Annotated in this window: 12 protein-coding genes; 5 read left to right on the forward strand and 7 right to left on the reverse strand. The window is 43.1% G+C overall.

Features of this window, described 5'->3' with window-relative positions:
* Nucleotides 1–39: 39 nt before the first annotated feature.
* The 3 genes from IE222_RS07810 to IE222_RS07820 all read left to right on the forward strand — a co-directional run bounded on the left by IE222_RS07810 (nucleotide 40) and on the right by IE222_RS07820 (nucleotide 3,241).
* Nucleotides 40–1,773: a carbon starvation CstA family protein gene (locus IE222_RS07810; protein ID WP_191271462.1), complete on the forward strand. Its 1,734-nt coding sequence runs from the start codon at nucleotides 40–42 to the stop codon at nucleotides 1,771–1,773.
* A 245-nt stretch (nucleotides 1,774–2,018) separates the two neighbouring features.
* Nucleotides 2,019–2,282, forward strand: a complete 264-nt coding sequence (locus IE222_RS07815; protein ID WP_191271464.1) for a cory-CC-star protein — start codon at nucleotides 2,019–2,021, stop codon at nucleotides 2,280–2,282.
* Between the two features lie 14 nt (nucleotides 2,283–2,296).
* Complete coding sequence (locus tag IE222_RS07820) at nucleotides 2,297–3,241, forward strand: ArsA family ATPase (RefSeq protein ID WP_191271466.1); 945 nt, start codon at nucleotides 2,297–2,299, stop codon at nucleotides 3,239–3,241.
* Between the two features lie 18 nt (nucleotides 3,242–3,259).
* Here IE222_RS07820 and IE222_RS07825 read toward each other — a convergent pair whose 3' ends face one another.
* Together IE222_RS07825 and IE222_RS07830 are read right to left on the reverse strand one after the other, a co-directional pair.
* Nucleotides 3,260–4,975, reverse strand: a complete 1,716-nt coding sequence (locus IE222_RS07825) for a GMC family oxidoreductase (protein ID WP_191271468.1) — start codon at nucleotides 4,973–4,975, stop codon at nucleotides 3,260–3,262.
* Between the two features lie 177 nt (nucleotides 4,976–5,152).
* Complete coding sequence (locus IE222_RS07830; protein WP_370465022.1) at nucleotides 5,153–5,896, reverse strand: gluconate 2-dehydrogenase subunit 3 family protein; 744 nt, start codon at nucleotides 5,894–5,896, stop codon at nucleotides 5,153–5,155.
* 146 nt (nucleotides 5,897–6,042) lie between these two features.
* Between IE222_RS07830 and IE222_RS07835 the strand changes: the two genes are divergently transcribed.
* Complete coding sequence (locus IE222_RS07835) at nucleotides 6,043–6,732, forward strand: hypothetical protein (RefSeq protein ID WP_191271470.1); 690 nt, start codon at nucleotides 6,043–6,045, stop codon at nucleotides 6,730–6,732.
* Between the two features lie 51 nt (nucleotides 6,733–6,783).
* Here the strand turns inward: IE222_RS07835 and IE222_RS26690 are convergent, their stop codons facing one another.
* The 5 genes from IE222_RS26690 to IE222_RS07860 all read right to left on the reverse strand — a co-directional run bounded on the left by IE222_RS26690 (nucleotide 6,784) and on the right by IE222_RS07860 (nucleotide 14,699).
* On the reverse strand, nucleotides 6,784–11,370 hold the full coding sequence (locus tag IE222_RS26690; protein WP_191271471.1) for a S8 family serine peptidase: 4,587 nt from the start codon (nucleotides 11,368–11,370) through the stop codon (nucleotides 6,784–6,786).
* Between the two features lie 194 nt (nucleotides 11,371–11,564).
* Complete coding sequence (locus tag IE222_RS07845) at nucleotides 11,565–12,362, reverse strand: DUF2705 family protein (protein WP_191271473.1); 798 nt, start codon at nucleotides 12,360–12,362, stop codon at nucleotides 11,565–11,567.
* A 12-nt stretch (nucleotides 12,363–12,374) separates the two neighbouring features.
* Nucleotides 12,375–13,172, reverse strand: a complete 798-nt coding sequence (locus IE222_RS07850; RefSeq protein WP_191271475.1) for an ABC transporter permease subunit — start codon at nucleotides 13,170–13,172, stop codon at nucleotides 12,375–12,377.
* Nucleotides 13,173–13,175: 3 nt separating this feature from the next.
* A complete protein-coding gene (locus tag IE222_RS07855) occupies nucleotides 13,176–14,060 on the reverse strand; it encodes an ABC transporter ATP-binding protein (RefSeq protein ID WP_191271476.1) in 885 nt (294 codons plus the stop codon).
* Nucleotides 14,061–14,075: 15 nt separating this feature from the next.
* Nucleotides 14,076–14,699, reverse strand: a complete 624-nt coding sequence (locus IE222_RS07860; protein WP_191271478.1) for a TetR/AcrR family transcriptional regulator — start codon at nucleotides 14,697–14,699, stop codon at nucleotides 14,076–14,078.
* 173 nt (nucleotides 14,700–14,872) lie between these two features.
* Here IE222_RS07860 and IE222_RS07865 point away from each other — a divergent pair, with 173 nt between their 5' ends.
* On the forward strand, nucleotides 14,873–15,847 hold the full coding sequence (locus IE222_RS07865) for a nuclease-related domain-containing protein (protein WP_223282621.1): 975 nt from the start codon (nucleotides 14,873–14,875) through the stop codon (nucleotides 15,845–15,847).
* The last annotated feature ends 186 nt before the right edge of the window (nucleotides 15,848–16,033 follow it).

The following is a 16,033-nucleotide window of genomic DNA, read 5'->3' on the forward strand; positions in this document are numbered from 1 at the left end:
CAGGCATTGCCTGTAAAAAATTGAATGGGAGGAGATCAGATGTCTGCAATCTGGTTAGCGGTAATCGGAACCGTTGTATTTATTCTCGGTTATCGCTACTACTCAAAATTTGTGGCAGAAAAGATTTATCGTCTTGATCCTAATTTTGTTACTCCTGCACATGAATTTAGGGATGATGTAGACTTTGTTCCTACGAAAAAAATTGTCTTATGGGGGCACCATTTTACATCAGTTGCCGGTGCCGCTCCTATTGTTGGACCAGCCATCGCGGTGTATTGGGGCTGGCTCCCTGCATTATTATGGGTCGTCCTCGGTACCGTCTTTGCCGCCGGGGTCCATGACTTTGGAACGCTCGTATTATCGGTCCGCAACAAGGGGCAATCAGTTGGCACGCTGGCCAACAAACTCATCGGAAAACGAGCAAAACTACTATTCTTATTTATTATTTTAATTCTTGTATTAATGGTGAATGCCGTCTTTGCCTGGGTCATTTCAAATCTATTTGTCAAGTTCCCGGCAAGTGTCTTTCCTGTCTTTATTCAAATACCTTTAGCCATCTGGATTGGCTATATCGTTTATAAAAAGCAAAAGAAAATGCTCGTTCCGTCACTAATTGCCCTGGCGATTATGTATGGAACTGCGATTTTATCCAGCAGAATTCCAGCACTGCAGATTGATTTAGTAAAATATTTCGGCGGCCCTGACGCGACAACTTTATTCGGGCTAAACGGCGTATCAATGGCCTTCTTCGTCTGGATTATTATTCTTATGGTCTACTGTTATTTTGCCTCTACACTGCCTGTTTGGAAGCTGCTGCAGCCGCGTGATTTTATCAACTCTCACCAACTGGTTGTAGGGCTGGCCATTATGTATTTAGGATTATTCTTTTTAAATCCGAAAATTACGGCACCAATGACAAATCCAGCGGCTACGGACAAATCCTGGTTCCCGCTCTTATTTATCACGATCGCCTGCGGCGCGATTTCCGGTTTCCATGGCCTCGTGTCTTCTGGGACCTCGTCGAAACAATTAAACAAGGAAACAGACGCCCGCTTTGTCGGCTATCTCGGGGCGATTGGCGAAGGATTCCTAGCGCTAATCTCCATTATTGCCTGTGTCAGCTTGTTCGCCAATGCCGGTGAATTTAAAGCAGCTTATTCAAGCTTCAGCGCAGCAAACGGCGGCGGGCTAGGCAACTTTATTCAAGGCGGGGCGAATCTAGCAGGCGGATTAGGAATTCCTGCCGATATCGCGATGACCATCATCTCGATTATCGTTGTCAGCTTTGCCGCTACCACGCTGGATTCATCCGTCCGGTTAATGCGCTATATTATTGCAGAATTAGCGGATGAGTACAACTTCAAGCCGTTAACAAGAACACATGCAGCTACTGCAGTCGCGGTTGCCTCAAGTGCGGCATTAGTGCTCCTTCCGAAAGGGCCAAACGGCTTCGGTTCAGGCGGTTATTTGCTCTGGCCGTTATTTGGAACAGCCAATCAGCTGCTCGCCGGTATTAGTTTACTATTAATCTCCGTCTGGCTGAAGCGGCTCGGACGCAACTATTTAGTCACCTTTATTCCTATGGTCTTCCTGCTATTTATGACCGTCTGGGCGATGGTTCAGCAGGTCGTGTTTGAATGGTCCGGACTCGGGGGAACGGACGCCAATCTGCTGCTGTTTATCTTTGGAGCGATTATTCTCGTATTTGCCATCTGGATTACCATCACTGCTCTGATGGAGTTATCGAAAAAAAGCAATCCAATGAACAGGTAAACAGTTGGGGGACCCGGCTTCCTCCGGGCTCCCTATTGTTTTTTCTATACGAGAGCGATCCAGTAATGGATTGGGGCATTTTATCGGCGAATCTTCCGTATTTATCGGCGAAACGAAACCTCTTATCGGCGATATTTTGAATTTATCGGCGAAAAGAGCAAATTTATCGGCGAACCAAAAAAGAACACCATTTTTCTAAGCAATTACTAGATTTATTAGCGAAATTACTTAAATTTAAAAAGCTGGTGACCGATTTGAAAAGCTTAAAAAAACTATTACAGCTGTATGAAGACATTATCTCTGTCAATCACCGCACCGAGATTGCCAGAGAACTACGTGATGAAGATGATTTATTCCTATTTCTCTGCCTGTCGGAGACGCTTGGCCTTCCAAACCCTGCCTACTACTATACGCTTGAGCTTTATCCGTATATACTTGAAAAATTCCATGATTGGCACCTAAGAATGGGCATGGAAAAATCACCGCTTACCGGCTTTCGCTGCTGTTAAAGGAGGGGGAAAACATGAAAAAAATCTGGTTTGTCGGCGGAAAAGGGGGAGTGGGGAAATCAACCAGCGCGGCCGCTCTAGCGCTCCTCTTATCGGAGCAGTTGCAACAGAAAACCCTGCTTGTATCCACCGACCCGGCACACAACATCGGCGATATTTTTCACAAGCCATTGAAAAATAAACCGCTGGAAGTATCACCTCATTTGGATGCAGTCGAAATTGACCCTGCTGCCGAATGCCGGAATTATATCAAAACAGTAAAAAGAAATATCCGCGGGGTCATCAGTGCCCAGATGCAAGCAGAGGTGCACCGGCAGATTGATGCCGCAAGCTCGTCTCCAGGGGCAGAGGAGGCAGCCTTGTTTGACCGCATCGTTTCGATTATTCTTGATGAGGGGGAGCGGTATGATGCGATTGTCTTTGATACCGCACCCACCGGGCACACCATCCGGCTGCTGACTCTGCCAGAAATCATGGGAGTGTGGATTAACGGTATGCTCGAACGGCGGAAGAAAACAACCGACAATTACACCCAGCTGTTAAATGACGGTGACCCCATCGATGACCCGATTTATCAAGTGCTGCAACTGAGAAAACAGCGCTTTGCGGCCGTACGCCAAATTCTTATGGACAATCAGTCAACGTGCTTTATTTTTGTCCTGAATGCCGAACGCCTGCCTATCCTAGAAACCTCAAAGGCTATTAAACTATTAAAACAACACGGATTAGAGGTCAACACGCTGTTCATCAATAAAGTGCTTGGGGAGGAAGCGACAGGAGCGTTTTGGCAAAAGAGAAGGAAAAACGAAGAAGAGTACCTTGACTGGATTAACCGGGAATTCCCAGGACAGCAGAAATGCCAGATTCCGTTGTTTGAAACCGATATTAACTCCATGACGTTATTAGCCAGATTCGCAGCCTACCTAAAAGAAAATTTAAAGGGGGACCTCACAAATTGAGAAGCCCCCTTTTGTTATTTAGACAACTTGCCCGCCCTTATCCCGATACTTTAGAATTCCTTCAGCTGCTCGGTACGCGAAGGCTCCAACCGTTCCAGTTGGATTGTAGCCGGAGTTATGAGCAAACGCCGATGCCCCGACAACAAATAAATTGTCCATATCCCACATTTGCAGGTAATTATTGACCGCCGATGTTGCCGGGTCTGCCCCCATAATCACGCCGCCTGTATTATGTGTCGATTGATAGGTGGTAATATCATATGGACCCAGTTCCTTTAATGAATCAATATGATCAGCACCCATCTCCTTTAAAATATCGGCACATTTATTGGCCAGGAAGACAGCGAGATTTCGGTCCTGTTTTTCGAAATCAAAGGTAATCCGAATCAGCGGATCGCCAAAAGCATCCTTATAGGTTGGATCAAGATCGAGATAGTGATGCTTAAACGGCATTGAAGATCCTTGGGCAGCGACAGATAAATAGCGGTTAGCATATTTTAACGATGTTTCCTTAAACTCTTTGCCCCATGCAGCGGTGCCTTGTGGAACCGGATTATTTTGAATCGGCCGCAGTCCTGTTTGAGAGAGTGATACCATACCGCCGTGGATAAAGTCCACATCTTTATGATCAAAGTTATCACCATTGTAATCGTCAATCACCATGCCCAAAGCACCAGCGCCGGCATACGTGTTAAATTGTTTATCATTGAAATAGCCAATCGCATTTCCTTTAATCACCTGGTAGGCATAATTTTTACCAATTACACCCCTGCCGGAACCCGGGTCATATGGCTTCCCAATATCCGACATTAATAATAAACGAATATTATTAAATACATAGCTTGTCAGCACCACTATATCGGCCGGCTGCTCAATATCTTCGCCGGTTGTCGTATCCGTATAGATGACTCCCGTCGCCTTTCCGCCTTTATGTAAAATGCGTCTTACGTTGGAATGAGTCCGAATTTCAAATTTCCCTGTTTTCTTGGCCACTGGGATAACCGTGACAACCGGGTCGGCCTTTGCCCCATACTCACAGCCGAACCGTTCACAATAGGCACAATACTGGCAGGCTGCCCGGGCGACACCATCCGGGTTCGTATAGCTTTGCGACAAATTCGCTGACGGCATCATATAAGGATGGAGTTTCATATTTTTCGTTGCTTCTTCAAACATTTTTATTGCGGGTGATTTTTTCATTGGCGGTGTCGGGTATTTATCAGAGCGTTTGCCCCCTAATGGATTCTCTTCTCCGGAAATCCCGCAGGTTTTTTCAAACTTATCATAGTATGGCTCCAGTTCATCGTAGGTGATGCCCCAATCCTGCAGTGCCATCTCGGCAGGTATTTTACTTTTCCCATACCGTTCCATCGTTTTGCTACGAATTTCAAAATCATACGGCAAAAAGCGGAATGTTTGACCGTTCCAATGAACACCCGCACCGCCTAAGCCATCCCCAATTAAAAACGAACCATACTGCCGCATCGGCAGGGCGCGGATTCTCTCGTTTCCGCGGAAGCTAATCGTTTCTTTTGATAGATCCTGCATGAGGTCATAACGCAATGCATATCTCAATTCGTCATGAACCATAAAATAATCTTCTGTCTTCCGCTCTTTTCCACGTTCAAGACCAACCACTTTTAAACCTTTCTTTGTCAGTTCAGAGGCAATAATACCGCCTGCCCAGCCGACACCGACAACGACGACATCTACCTTTGGTAACTTTCTCGCCATGATTTCACCTTCTTTGTCGAAATTCAATAAAAAACTTCAAATAACTTTAAGAATTATCTAGCTCCAGGCGCCAGCGGCTCGATGGTCTTCAGCCAATCCGTCATGAAGGTTAAAAAGCAACCTTCCTGCCGGCTCTCGTCTTCGCTTGTCGCCGATAAGCGGGCGCCTTCCGCTTTTCTAATGATTCATATGACTTTGCAGGCTCTGCGGTTTAATTTTTGTAAAGTCCTTCTCAATGACATCGGCATAAGCCATTTGGCTGCCGGGATAGTTCCGCATTTTCCAGCCGTCCATATTGCGGTTACCGCCATACAACGGATCGCTGTAAACACCTTCTAATGTTGCACTTCGCAGCATTTGGAAAAAACCGCTTGGTGAAATAGTCGTAACATTCACCTTATCTCCCTCAAAATCCTGTAAAATCTTATCCTGTTCTTCACCGCTTAATTCAATAAAGGTTTTCTTAAATGTTTGCATACTGTGGTTGTCGATTTCCCGTAAGCCAATATCGAAAATATCGCGCCGCTTTAACCTTCCTTGATAACCTTGAACTTTTTCACCACGGTAGAACGGCGGCTGCATATAATCACGGGCGTTAAAGCCCCAATCGCCGGCTAACTGATGATCAATGAAAAAGGCAACACCCAATTCTTTCGCCCCTGGACCATTATCATCTTTTGGAAAAATCCTTTCCGTTACAGCTTCGGCAATCTTAAATTGCTCAGGGGTAAAATACATCAGTGCCTGATTAAAATTCTCCTCATGGGGCGGGGGAGGGTTGTTGGTTTTATCATCCTTCCTCCATGGAATTAAACTTCCTAAGATTCCTCCAACAGCAAGTCCGCCAACTGTATAACCGGTATTTCGTAAAAATTTTCTTCTCGATATGTCCTGCGGCATTTCTTTGTTTTCTTCAGTCACCTGGGTCCACCTCCAAGGAAATAGTCAACTTCACATGTAAAATACGGCATTTTTTCCGCCATTTGACTAGTATAGTTCCCAAAAATTATCCATGCATACTCAGAAAAAATAAGGGGAATTGTATTGGATAAAAAGGAGGAAGATTTATGAAAAGGAATTGGAAGATTTGGGGTGTCCCCTTTGTCGGCGCCTTATTAGTACTTGGCGCTTGTACAAGCCAGCAGGAGTTTCACAAAAATGAAGCCAATGCAGCGGAAAATCTGCATGACAACTCACTAAATGAACGAGGAAACGGACATGTTCAGGGCACAAACAATCCAGATGTCATTCCAAGTGTCGACAGATCCAAAAAACATACGACGAAAACAACAGAAGGTATGGGGACAAACGTCTACAGCTTAATTGGCAGCTCCAGTCTGCATGACGGGGGGATTTCGTCTCACTTAGAATCAAGACTTGCCGGGGAAGGGATTACCGGAATCAAAGTATTTGTCCTTGATGACACAGTGATTCTTGCCCGGTCAAAGCCGGAAGCGACCTCTACCAGATATGATGAAATGCAAAATAAAGTGTTAAAAGGGACGACAGGTCTTTCCGGAAAAGGGAGTTTTGATGGCGTAGATGAAACCGACGTCAATACAGATGATAATTTAGATCAAGCAAAAAAACTGATGAACAAAGCGTTTGACGGTCAAGTCCAAATTCTGACGGTGACCAATCCAAATGCAATCACGTTAATTGACAGAATTAAATCTACCATAAAGGTGGACAACCCTTCCTACAGCAGACTTACAAGAGATATTACAGCACTGATCAAAATGACACGTGAAAAATAAAAAGAAACGCTCGGGACTTGAAAAGCTCCGAGCGTTTCTAGTAAAATCAACTTATTTTTTTAAAGCCTTTGAGACTACTGATGAATAGGAGCTGTATACATTTTTGCCGCTCACTACCTTATAAGCTCTTACCTTGTAATAATATGTTTTGCCTTTTGCTAATTTTGTATTGGTAAAGCTTACTGTTTTTCCAGAAGTAACCGTCTTAACTACTGAATATTTTCCTGATTTTGACGTTGCACGGTATACTTTATAGCCGCTCGCACCATTTACCTTAGACCAGGTAACCTTCACAGAAGTGCTGCTTACCTTAGCAGCTTTTACTCCCGTTGGCGTCTTAAGTGCCGGTTTGCCGCTTACTACCGCCGAATAAGGGCTGGCAAGCTTCACGCCGTCTACAGTGGACTTAGCCAAAACCTTATAATAATACGTTTTTCCAATCGTTAAACCACTGTTGCTGTAGCTTGTCCCCTTAACCGTTGCTGCCTTCGTATATTTACCTGATTTTGATGTTGCACGGTACACATCATATTGGGCAGCGCCGGATACTTTTGCCCAGCTGACAGTTAGTTTGTTGTAATCAGTCGATACAGCCTTTACTTTGGAAGGTTTTGCTAGATTCTTTGCGTAACGTGCATAAACATTAGCATCAGCGGTAATTGGTTTCGTAAAGTCAAACTTAGTCTTGAACTTAGCGTCTTTATACCAGCCGATGAAAGTGTATCCGGACTTCTTCGGTGCTGCCGGAGCTTTTGTTTTTGAACCTTTAATCACTTCATCTGTTTTCAAAACAGATTTGCCATTGTAATATTTTACTTTATAAAAATCGCCGCGGTAGACCTTAATTTGTTTCGTTGTTTTATGACCGGCAATATCAACAAGCTCCAGGGTAAAAGTGTTATTTCCAGGCTCAAGGTCTAATGGTGTTGTCACCTGCTTGCTTAGGCTTCTCATTGCATATGGCTCGGCAAAATCTTTGCTGAATTCCTCGCTGCCGTCAACATAATAATGAAGTTCATCATAATTGTCGGACACCGTAACATCAAGATTTACAGATTTAACATCTGCTTTTACCTTTGCAGGAACTGCTTTATTTACCTTGATTTGCGGTGCAGTCGTATCCACCATCAAATCACGTACTAGATAATTAATTTCGTTACCAGCATCATCTTTACCCGTAACCCGGATATTATAGACACCATCTTTCTTCACAGTCACTGCTGTTTCGAATTCGTACCGAGCCTCTTCCGCATTCCAGCTGAAGTCGACTGACTGAGCAGTGTAATATTTTTGATCCGCTTGATTAGATGGTTCTACTTTAACTGATAGACTCTTTAATTTGGACTGATCTGTCACATATCCAGCGACTGGAAGCTCATGAGTTGGATACACATTAGCCGCTCCAATGGAAGTGACATGAACATACGGAATCGTGTTGTCCGCTCCGCCGCGCAGTTCTACTTTACTTGTGTTGCCGGCAAAGTCATAGGCAACAACCTCAACTAAACCAACAGGCGTTTCATCAAATGTAAATTCTTGTGCACTGCCTGCTAAAGGATCAGCCAAAACAGATTTTCCATGAACTAAAACATCATAGTAAGCAACTCCAGATCCATCGCCGTCAGTCGAATTAATGGAAAGCTTTTTCCCATCAAGTACGGCCGTTACCTTTGGCGCAGCCGTATCAACAAGTACAGGGAACCTGACTGTTTGCGGCACTTTACCAGGGAAGTCAATTGCAGCAGCAATTTCATAATAGTACTGGCCGTCAGCAGCTAATTTGTTCTTAATTTTTCCATCCCAAGCATTTGCCGGATTAAGATAATATTGCGCCCCTCTGCCTCCATCATTAAAGTTTTTCCGGACAAGTGTATCCGATTTAATTTTCCGCAGAACATTTCCGTCTTTATCGACAATCTTGTATTCTACTGTTTTTGCATTTCGCAAGAATGATAGAATTGGCAGTGCATTATCCTGGACTCCGTCACCATTTGGCGAAATGGCAATTTGCTTGGACTTGAAGGAATCATCCGCTGGATTATATCCTAAATAGTCATAGTACTCGTTGCCTTCTTCGTCGACACCGGCAGTTGTTAACATGCCAGTCCAGGCGTAGAAGGATTCAGCATCGCTGCCGTCATAAATTTCTTTGTCAACGATTGGCGCCTTATTCCAGTCACCGTTAAACCCTACATATGGCACAGATACGACAGGATTGTTGTCATTTACATCTGTTAAAGTAACGAACCCTTCAACAAAATAGCCATTTTCAAATATTTCATTTAATGGTGCGTTGTAAGCCCAATCAACTGTATCCGTTAAGTCAACTGTTACATCGATTGTTGTGCTGCCATTGGCTGGCACAGTGATTTCCTTTTGACTGAAAGTAATTGGGAATTCGCCAGTCCAAGGCTCCGCTTCTGAAATGGTGCCATTTTTGTAAATCCCCTGTGCTTCCATTTGATCAATCACAAGGCCCTCTTTATTAGCTACCGCCAAATCGGTTTGAACATTTCCATCGACTGCATACTGAACTTCTTTATCTGAGAAGTTTCGTACCTTTAGGCTAAATTGAGCCTTGTTATCTTTAATTTCTTTTAAAGCAACCTTTGCTTCATTTGTTTTTTCTTCTGTCACCACAATAGGCGTGCTTAATGCTGCATGAAGCTGCATAACACCAGCCCCTTGACGACGCGGCGAATATGGATTATGCATAAATGCTGCATTATAAGTACCTTTATCCTCTACCACCTTACTCGTGTTCATTAATAGGTTTTTCGCCATGTTCACTCGTGCAGCACCTTTTAAATCGGCAAAGTCCTTTTTCACCCGTTCAAGTATAAGTGAGGCACCACCGGAAACATGCGGAGCAGCCATTGATGTACCGCTCATAACGCCATATTGGTTATTATTTAATGTGGAAAGAATATTGCCTCCCGGTGCAGTAATTTCAGGCTTAAAGTCTAAGTTTGGCGTTACACCCCAGGATGTGAAATCAGACATTTGGCCTGCTGTTGGGTTTGGAGCTGTAACTTTATCACCTTTAAATTCAATTGTTACCTTTACACCTGCATCAAGTTTTGCTTTCAGCTGATCGCCATCCGTTTTTAACATGAATAACTGTGGAATGGTAATCGCTGAATCGGACGCCATGTTTACAAATCCATTTGTGTTATTGTAAATAATAACGCCAACTGCACCTGCTTTTTGGGCATTTAAGGCTTTATCCACAAAGCCAATGGTCCCGCGCTGAATTAATGCATATTTTCCTTTAAAATCTTTGCCTTCAAAATCAGCTGGCTGGCCAATTCCGGCAGCTAAAATTTCAAAAGACTTTTGGCTTTGCTTTAATGGATCAGTACTGCTTGCCGATAAGAACGGTGACTTTCCTGCTTCCGCTCCATCAAAGGAATACGTAATCGCGTCTAAATCCATATAGTTATTTTCAATCGAAGCTACTTGTAGAGAATTAGTTGCAATACCAGGAGCACCAACTACTCCGTAATCCGGATTTGCCCCCAGCGGATTAAAGTAACCGTCGCCGAAATGGTTGGAGTTACCGGCAGAAATGGACATTAATACACCATTTTCGACCGCTCTTTGAACAGCCATTTGTTCAGGGTCATCTGCTTGTACAAACGCACTGGTTGATCCTAAACTTAGGTTATTTACATCTGCTCCTAGTTTAATAGAGTCGTCGATTGCTTTAATAATGATGTCGCTCCATGTAGAAGGCATTTCCGGATCATTACCGAACACTTTAAGGGCCAGTAATTGCGCCTCAGGAGCTACCCCTTTAATACCGCCTTTTTCTTCGTCGCCATTAGCCCCGACAGTACCGGCAACATGCATGCCGTGCATCGAAGCATCCGGACCTAAATCTAGAATTTGGTCGTTCTCATCATAGTAGTTAAAACCGTAAGGGACTTTATCAGTATAGAATTTTCCAGGTAGCCCTTTTTCAGTTTTAAGCGCTTTCACCCCATCTTCTGAAAGTGCCTCTTGTGATGTATCCATTAATGTCATGTCTTTATGGCTAGGGTCAATACCGGTGTCAATAATCCCAACAACCATTCCTTCACCTTTATAGCCGTAATCTTCCCAAGCCTTTTGCGCTTCGACAATTTCCTTGCTGTACTTCATATCCGGCTTAATTTCCGGGCGTTGATACTCATGGGCAATGGTTACTTTGGAAACACCTGCAATACTTTTAATCGCAGGAATTTTCCCATATTCAACAATACCGGAAAATCCATTGAAGGTTGTTGTAAAGTGCTGCTTGAACTTCATGTTAATCGCCTTTTGAGCAATTTGGTTTTTAACATTCTGCTGTGCATTTACGATATTTTTTTCTAATTTTTCTTTGACTGTTTTTGATAGTTCACTATATTTCTTGCCTTGCTTTGTTACATATGTAATCGCCGGTTCTCCATCAACCTCTACAATTACGCGGACTTTGTCCGTCTTTTTATAATTTTTCTCAAGCTCTTTGCCCTTAATGGACTTTGAGAGTTTATGTTTAAGCTGCGTTGTCTGGCTGCTTTTACTTAGAGCCGCTTTTGGAACAGCTGCTTGAGCAACACCGGAGAATACCATGAGCAAAATCAACAATAACGGTAAACTTCTTTTAAACTTCACCTTTCCTCCCCCATTTCTCCCATTTTTTAACACTAAAACTGAAAATCTTCTCTGGCACCTTAGACTTCCTTCTATTTTTTTCGAGTTTCAAATCAATTTTATTCAAAATTTGGTAAATCGTCAATATTTTGTTTATATTAGGAATATTCTACTAGTTTATTTTTCTAACAAAAAAAAGACTGCTGTGACAGTCTTTAAACACTTAAATCCCTCTTCCTAAAAGAAACATAAGTTAATGTGATTAGAATAATAATGATGATGGCGGATAGACCGACAAACACAGGGTCCAGCACACCGCCTGCTACTACTCTTTTGGCTTCGAAATACTTAAAAGGAGTAATATATTGCAATAATTTTATATTCTCATTTAAGTCAATAGCAAGGGAAAGAATATAGGAGATTAGTAGGATCCCGGTCCCTACGGAAGCAGCTCGCTTTGGCTTGTTCCCAGCTGCCGCAATACTAGACCCAGCGGCCAGAAAAATAAGCTGCAGCATGAACATTCCTGCCATTAATAAGTAAATATCAGTCAATGACTCGCCGTCCTTACTAAATTTGCTCACCATTGTGATGGAGAGAATCAAGGTTACCAGGTTAAAGATCACCACGTTGGCGAGCGCTGCCGACAGCTTGGCGGTAATTATTTGGGAACGCGATATCGGCTTTGCCATCAGAAATTCCGCGGTTTGGTCGCGCTCTTCCTTGGCAATGATATTGGCACCAAGCATCATGGCATGAATCGCTGCCATTAGCTGCAGATACGTAAAAAGAATCGCGTAAAATCCAACCGCCGTTGATAAATCCAAGGTTCCAGTTCCCATAATTGCCTGCAGCGATTTTGGCATTTCCGATATCATTTGCTGCAGTGATTGCCCAGTCCCGCTTAACCCTTCATATTTGGCCATGCCGCTTACAACCATAAAGCAAATTCCAATGCTCCATAGTATAAGCGACCTCCTCGCTGCCTTTATTTCCCGGAAAAACAAATTCATCACGACACCCCCTCACACCGCATGAATATCTTTTTTAGCATAAATCATGTAGCTTGCAGCTATTGCCCCGGCTATAACAATGATTTCTATGATGATATAGCTCGTTTCATAGGAAGAATGCTTGATAATATAAGCTGTGTCATAATACTTAAAAGGTGTAAGGTAACGGATAGCCTTTTCACCAATTACCGCACCAAACATGTTTAAGACATAGAAGCCAAATACCGTACTAAGTGAAAGCGGCAGGACTGATTTAATTCTTGTTACGACAGCAGAAACGAGCACTCCTAACGCTAAAAACATACATTCTACCCAAAATGCTGTTAAGGAAATTAACGTAAAGGTTTGTATATCAAATGGCTTTGTACTTACAGCCATTGCTATGATAACCGCTGCCGCCAAGTAGATACCATTCGTAATGATTAAGGAGGTTAGCGCGGCCGATAATTTAGCGGTTACCACTTGGTTTCGTTTCACCGGCTTTGTCAGTAAAAAGTCCGCCGTTTTTTCCCTCGACTCCTTTGATAAAATCGAGATTCCTAGATTCATAGCTTGAATGGAACCGCATAACAGAATATAAGCAAACACATACGAATAAAAACCTAGAAGCGAAGTGATGCTCTCAAGCGAAATACCAAACGCCTTTCTCACACCTTCCGGATATCCCTCAAGCAGCTTTTTAAAATCAGCTGCATCCCTCGTCAAACCAGGGAACATCGACATAAACAGCACCAGTATAGCAACGAGCGAGAATGCCCAGATGATGGTAGACTTCCGGTATGCCTTTAATTCATGGAGAAACATATTCATGGTCTAGTTCTCCTTTTCGTAATAATGCATAAAGATTTCCTCTAAATCAGGCTCCTCGATCCACAGATTGTAAAGCTCCAGCTGCGCTAATTTTTGCAAAATCATATTGATATTGCCGCTATATAAAAAGCTCGTTATATGATTATTCACCTCAAGGTTTTGAACTCCCTTGATTTTAAAATAATCATGCGGAACCTGCGTTTGCGATTCCAGCTTAAAGCGCTTATGGTTATTTTCTTTTAACGTGCTGATCTTCTCGACGTTGACCAGCTCGCCTTCCTTAATAATCGCAACCCGGTCACACAATTTCTGCACTTCGCTTAAAATATGCGACGAAAACAAAATCGTCGTGCCTTTTTTATTCTCCTCTTTTAACAATTCAAAGAACTTCTGCTGCATCAACGGGTCGAGGCCGCTCGTCGGCTCATCAAGAATAATCAGCTTCGGTTCGTGGAGCAGCCCCTGGACGATGCCAACCTTTTTCTTATTGCCAAACGAAAGATCATCAATTCTTTTATTGAGATCGAGGTCAAGCATCTCAGCCAGTTGTGTAATCCGCTTGCTGCAGTCCTTTTTGTAAAAACTGGCCGAATACTTCAGCAGCTCTTTTACCTTCATGTTGTCATAATAAAACACTTCCGAGGGCAGATAGCCGATTTCCTTTTTAATTTCCGGGCCGTACTTGACGGAATCCTTGCCAAAAATCATAGCACTGCCGCTTGTCGGATAAATCAGTGACAGCATCGTGCGAATCGTCGTCGACTTCCCGGCGCCATTTGGTCCGATAAACCCAAAAATCTCGCCCTCTTCCACATTAAAGCTGATGTTTGTAATTCCTCTCGCCTTACCATACGTTTTCGTCAGATTTTTAAGCTCAATCACATTCATCGCCCTTGGCCTCCCTTATTTGTAAAAAGCCTTGATCAGCACGTCGAAATACTTCTCTACCTCACTGCGGACTTTTTGATAATCAATTTCGTAATTTGGTAATAGCTTTGCTTTATTCAGCTCCTCCTCACTCAATTTTTCAAATGTCCAGGTGATGATTTTTATGACTTTTTCCAGCTCAATATCGCTGCGAAACTTCGAGGTATCAATGTTTTCATACATTTTGGCAAAATTGATTTCCTGCAGCTGCTGTAATTTTTTTTCGAACTCCTGTCTAATTTCCCTCGATTCTTCCAAGTAAACTGCCTGAAGGAAATTAAATAGCTCTGGATAGTTTGCCAGCAATTCCATCTTAATGATGACCGCCTGCCGCATTCTGATAAAAAAATCAGTCTCAGAAAGGTCAATTTTTTTGAAAAATTCATCAGCAATCAAATCGTAGCAATAGTCGAACAGGAATAAATACAACTGCTTTTTATTTCCAAAATAATGAAACAACAGCCCCTTTGAGATCTCGGCCACCTTCACAATTTCGTTTGTCGAGGCATTATCGTAGCCTTTTTGGGCAAATTCCTTTATCGCTGCATTAATAATTCGGTCTTGTTTTTCTTGTTCTAAGTTGAGAAACTTCGTATACACTTTTTTTGCGTCCCTCCTTTTGGTGCGGTTGTTTGTTGACCACACCAGTCAATTACATTTTATTCCTATTGACTGTATTGGTCAATGGGCGGACAAGTTTATTTTTTACAAGTTTTTGAACACTATAGTTTTGCTTTTTGCATTGTGCTACGATGCGTGTGGAGGTGATTCATTTGAAAGATCGAGATTACTCATTGAAGTTAGAAGGGCTGATTACCGCCCAAGACCGGTTACCAGCCGGTCATCTGATCTTGCCGGTTTTATCAGCCAAGCAAACCGCGGTGGAAGCGGGAATTGGCGGGGAAGAGAGGGTGGCAGAGGTTTTTCGTAAAAGTCCGTTTTGCTTTGAAAACCGCATTTATCATGATTTATCGCTTTCTTGTGATGAGAAATTCCAAATCGACTCACATTGTTTAACTCCCTGGCACGGCTTTGTTTTCGAGGTGAAAAATATCGGCGGGGTGCTGGAGTTTAAAGACAATCCGCCGCAATTAATCAGCACGAAGGACAACGGACATCAATTTGGCTATGAAAGCCCCGTTGTCCAGCTGCAGCGAAATTGCGATTATTTAACCGAATGGCTTTGGAGCCGGAACATCCAACTCCCCATCTATCGCGCTGTCGTACTAGCCTATCCTAGGCAAATCGTCAAAGTCCCCCCCGCCCATACAACACTATTATTTCCCAGCTTAGTTCCTACTTTCATTAAAAACATTCGAAGACCCGAACAAAAACTAGATCCAGATACCTTTGCATGGCTTTCTGCTGAACTACTGAGGTCTCATCAACGTTTTATCCCAAGACCCGTTAGTGAAGCTTATCAAATTCCGCTGAGTGATTTCCGGCCCGGAGTTAGATGCAAAGTATGTCAGAGGTTAGGAATGATTAAGCTTCCTAGGACATGGGTTTGCCCCACTTGTGATGCCACCGATCCTATAGCACATCAAAAAAATTTGCTCGAGTGGTTTCTGATATATAAAAGAACCATCACGAATCGGGAGTGCAGGGAGTTTTTGGGGGTGGATATCCATACGGCTAAGCGCATTTTACAAGGGATGGGCTTTAAAGGAGAGGGCGATTATCGATATCGAAAATATTTAATGGAAATTAATAACTTCGATTTTCTAATTAAAAATGATTTACGTTAATTGGAGGCGGTTCACGCTAATTAAGGGCGCTTCTATGCTAATTGGAGGGTGGTTTATGCTAATTGATTCGCCTTACGCTAATTGGGAGGCAGTTTACGCTAATTAAGGTGGCTTCTACGCTAATTGGAGGGTGGTTTGCGCTAATTGATTCGCCTTACGCTAATTGGGAGGCGCTTTGCGCTAATT

The sequence above is a fragment of the Neobacillus kokaensis genome (assembly GCF_014656545.1).
GTDB classification, from domain to species: domain Bacteria; phylum Bacillota; class Bacilli; order Bacillales; family Cytobacillaceae; genus Neobacillus; species Neobacillus kokaensis.